The organism is Streptomyces azureus (assembly GCF_001270025.1).
Lineage (GTDB): Bacteria > Actinomycetota > Actinomycetes > Streptomycetales > Streptomycetaceae > Streptomyces > Streptomyces azureus.
Window position 1 is genome coordinate 1 of sequence record NZ_DF968504.1, and the last position, 3,274, is coordinate 3,274.

Consider the following 3,274-nt stretch of genomic DNA (forward strand, 5'->3'; position numbering starts at 1 on the left):
CCCACCGAGGGGCCTGAGCGCCTCCCGAACCACCGCCACCGCAACCCGCGTCCTGCGCCAGCTCGCCCACGACCCCCGCACCATCGCCCTGCTGGTCCTCATCCCCTGCGTGATGCTGTTCCTGCTGCGCTACGTCTTCGACGGCAGCCCGCGCACCTTCGACAGCATCGGCGCGTCCCTGCTCGGGATCTTCCCGCTGATCACGATGTTCCTGGTGACGTCCATCGCCACCCTGCGCGAACGCACCTCCGGCACCCTCGAACGCCTCCTCGCCATGCCCCTCGGCAGGGGCGACCTCATCGCCGGCTACGCCCTCGCCTTCGGCACCCTCGCGATCATCCAGTCCGCCCTGGCCACGGGCCTCGCCGTCTGGTTCCTCGGTCTCGACGTCACCGGCAGCCCCTGGCTCCTCCTCCTGGTGGCCCTCCTCGACGCCCTCCTCGGCACGGCCCTCGGCCTCTTCGTCTCGGCCTTCGCGGCCTCGGAGTTCCAGGCGGTCCAGTTCATGCCGGCGGTGATCTTCCCCCAGCTCCTCCTCTGCGGCCTGTTCACGCCCCGCGACAACATGCACCCGGTCCTGGAGGCCATCTCCGACGTCCTCCCCATGTCCTACGCGGTGGACGGCATGAACGAGGTCCTCCGCCACACGGACATGACCGCCACCTTCGTCCGCGACGTCCTGATCGTCGCGGGCTGCGCCCTCCTGGTGCTGGGACTGGGCGCGGCGACCCTCAGGCGCCGGACGGCGTAGCCGACGCAGCCCGCCCGGCGTTCGACCGACATCCCGCCCACCGGACACGCGCCCCACCCCACCACCCCCGAGTGCGAGGATGAACCCGGACGACGCGCAACCCCCGGAGGGCACCGAAAGCCATGACCCAGAAAGTCGCAGTCCTCGGCACCGGCAAGATCGGCGAAGCCCTGATCAGCGGAATGATCCGAGCCGGCTGGACCCCGGCCGACCTCCTGGTCACCGCCCGCCGTCAGGAACGGGCCGAAGAGCTCCGCACCCGCTACGGCGTCACACCGGTCACCAACCCGGAAGCCGCGAAGACCGCCGACACCCTGATCCTCACGGTCAAACCGCAGGACATGGGCACCCTTCTCGACGAGCTGGCCCCCCACGTCCCCGCCGACCGCCTGGTCGTCAGCGGCGCCGCCGGCATCCCCACCGCGTACTTCGAGGAGCGCCTCGCCCCCGGCACCCCGGTCATCCGCGTCATGACGAACACCCCCGCCCTGGTCGACGAGGCGATGTCCGTCATCTCCGCCGGCACCCACGCCACCGCCGACCACCTCGCCCACACCGAGGAGATCTTCGGCGCCGTCGGCAAGACCCTCCGCGTCCCCGAGTCCCAGCAGGACGCCTGCACGGCCCTCTCCGGCTCCGGCCCGGCCTACTTCTTCTACCTGGTCGAAGCCATGACCGACGCCGGCATCCTCCTCGGCCTGCCCCGCGACAAGGCCCACGACCTGATCGTCCAGTCCGCGATCGGCGCCGCGACGATGCTCCGCGACAGCGGCGAACACCCGGTCAAGCTCCGCGAGAACGTCACGTCCCCCGCCGGCACGACGATCAACGCCATCCGCGAACTCGAGAACCACGGCGTACGAGCCGCCCTCATCGCCGCCCTCGAAGCCGCCCGCGACCGCAGCCGCGCCCTGGCCACTGGCAACAACAGCTGAGCACTGCGGGCGTCGGTCGGGCGGCCCGCCCGACCGACGCCCACACCACCACCTCACACCCTCAGCACGGCCCCACCCGCGTCCGCCCCCTCCGGCACGGCCGGCAGCAACCCGATCGCGCGATAAGCGGCATCCACGTTCGGCCGGGCCATCCCCCGAGCCCGCTCCGCCCCGTCCCGCAGCACCCCCTCCACGTAACCGGGATCCGCACACAACTCCTTGTGCCGCTCCTGCACTGGCCTGAGCACCTCGACCACAGCCTCCGCGGTGTCCTTCTTCAAGGCCCCGTACGACGTATACGCCCCGCTCAGCTCCTCAGGGCTCCCACCCGAGCACGCGGCGAGGATCTCCAGCAGATTGGTGAGCCCCGGCCGGGCCTCCCGGTCGTACACGACCTCCCGCCCACTGTCGGTCACGGCCCGCATGACCTTCTTCCGCACCACGTCCGGCTCGTCCAGCAGATAGACGATCCCCGGCCCGACGTCGTCGCTCTTGCCCATCTTCGACGTCGGATCCTGCAGATTCATCACCCGCGCCGCCACGCCCGGACGCGTGGCCCGAGGCACCACGAACGTATGCCCGTACCGTTGGTTGAACCGCACCGCCAGGTCCCGCGTCAGCTCCACGTGCTGCACCTGATCGTCACCCACCGGCACCTCATCAGCCCCGTACGCCAGGATGTCCGCCGCCATCAGCACCGGATACGTCAGCAGCGACAGCCGCACACTCCCGCCCCGCCGCTGCTCCCGCGCGGCCTTCTCCTTGTACTGGATCATCCGCCGCATCTCACCGTCGGTGGCCACGCACTCCAGCACGTACGACAGCCGGGCGTGCTCGTCCACATGACTCTGCACGAACAGCGTGCACAGCTCCGGATCCAGCCCGGACGCCAGCAACAAGGTCGCCGCCTGCCGACTCAGCCTGCGCACCCGCGCGGGATCGTGGTCCACGGTCAGCGCGTGCAGATCCACGACACAGAACAAGGCGTCGGCCTCGTACTGGTCGACGGCAGCCCACCGCCGCATGGCTCCCAGGTAGTTCCCCAGCGTCAGATGCCCCGTCGGCTTGACCCCGCTGAAGACCCGTGTCATCTCTCCTCCACCTTCCGGTCGTGACCGCCGCTTCGGTGGCCGCCCCTCGGTGGTCTGGAGGGAGAAACAAGAACGGCCGCCGAAGCGGCGGCCGTTGAGTGCATACGTGAGGACGGCCGCCGTCAGGCGGCCCACCACAGCTGGGTACACGTACGCGTCGTCATGCGCCCCAGACTACGCCCCGGGAGTGCCGTCCGCCCTTGAGTTGACACGCCCAGACCCCGTCCGTAGTGTTCTCCGAGTTGCCCGACGTGAGCGCCGACCCCGGTCGGTCCCCGGGCAGCCAATCCGCAGGTACCAACCACTACTCGACGAAGTAGTTCTGTCGTCGTTTCATTGGCATGCGTATTTACGGAATGAGGAATCCCCGTTCGAAAGGACGCGGCCCCCGATTGGCTCGGGAGCCGGGGAATCCGCTAAAGTCTCACTCGTCGGAACGGCCCAACAGCCGCGAAGACAAACCCTGCTGACAGGGAATCGGGTCCGAAAGGATCTGA

Annotated in this window: 3 protein-coding genes; 2 read left to right on the forward strand and 1 reads right to left on the reverse strand. The window is 69.5% G+C overall.

The window, feature by feature from the left end; all coding sequences use genetic code 11:
* A partial coding sequence (locus AOQ53_RS37560; RefSeq protein WP_059424338.1) for an ABC transporter permease occupies window positions 1–751 on the forward strand: 751 nt, incomplete at its 5' end.
* A 122-nt stretch (window positions 752–873) separates the two neighbouring features.
* Window positions 874–1,686, forward strand: a complete 813-nt coding sequence (proC, locus tag AOQ53_RS37565; RefSeq protein ID WP_059424340.1) for a pyrroline-5-carboxylate reductase — start codon at window positions 874–876, stop codon at window positions 1,684–1,686.
* A gap of 53 nt (window positions 1,687–1,739) precedes the next feature.
* Here proC and trpS read toward each other — a convergent pair whose 3' ends face one another.
* Window positions 1,740–2,777 (reverse strand): tryptophan--tRNA ligase, encoded by a 1,038-nt coding sequence (trpS, locus tag AOQ53_RS37570; protein ID WP_059424341.1) that lies wholly within the window; start codon window positions 2,775–2,777, stop codon window positions 1,740–1,742.
* Between the last annotated feature and the right edge of the window lie 497 nt (window positions 2,778–3,274).

Coding starts and splice junctions, on each gene's coding strand:
- proC (WP_059424340.1), top strand. CDS start 874: ATGACCCAGAAAGTCGCAGTCCTCGGCACCGGCAAGATCGGCGAAGCC.
- trpS (WP_059424341.1), bottom strand. CDS start 2,777: ATGACACGGGTCTTCAGCGGGGTCAAGCCGACGGGGCATCTGACGCTG.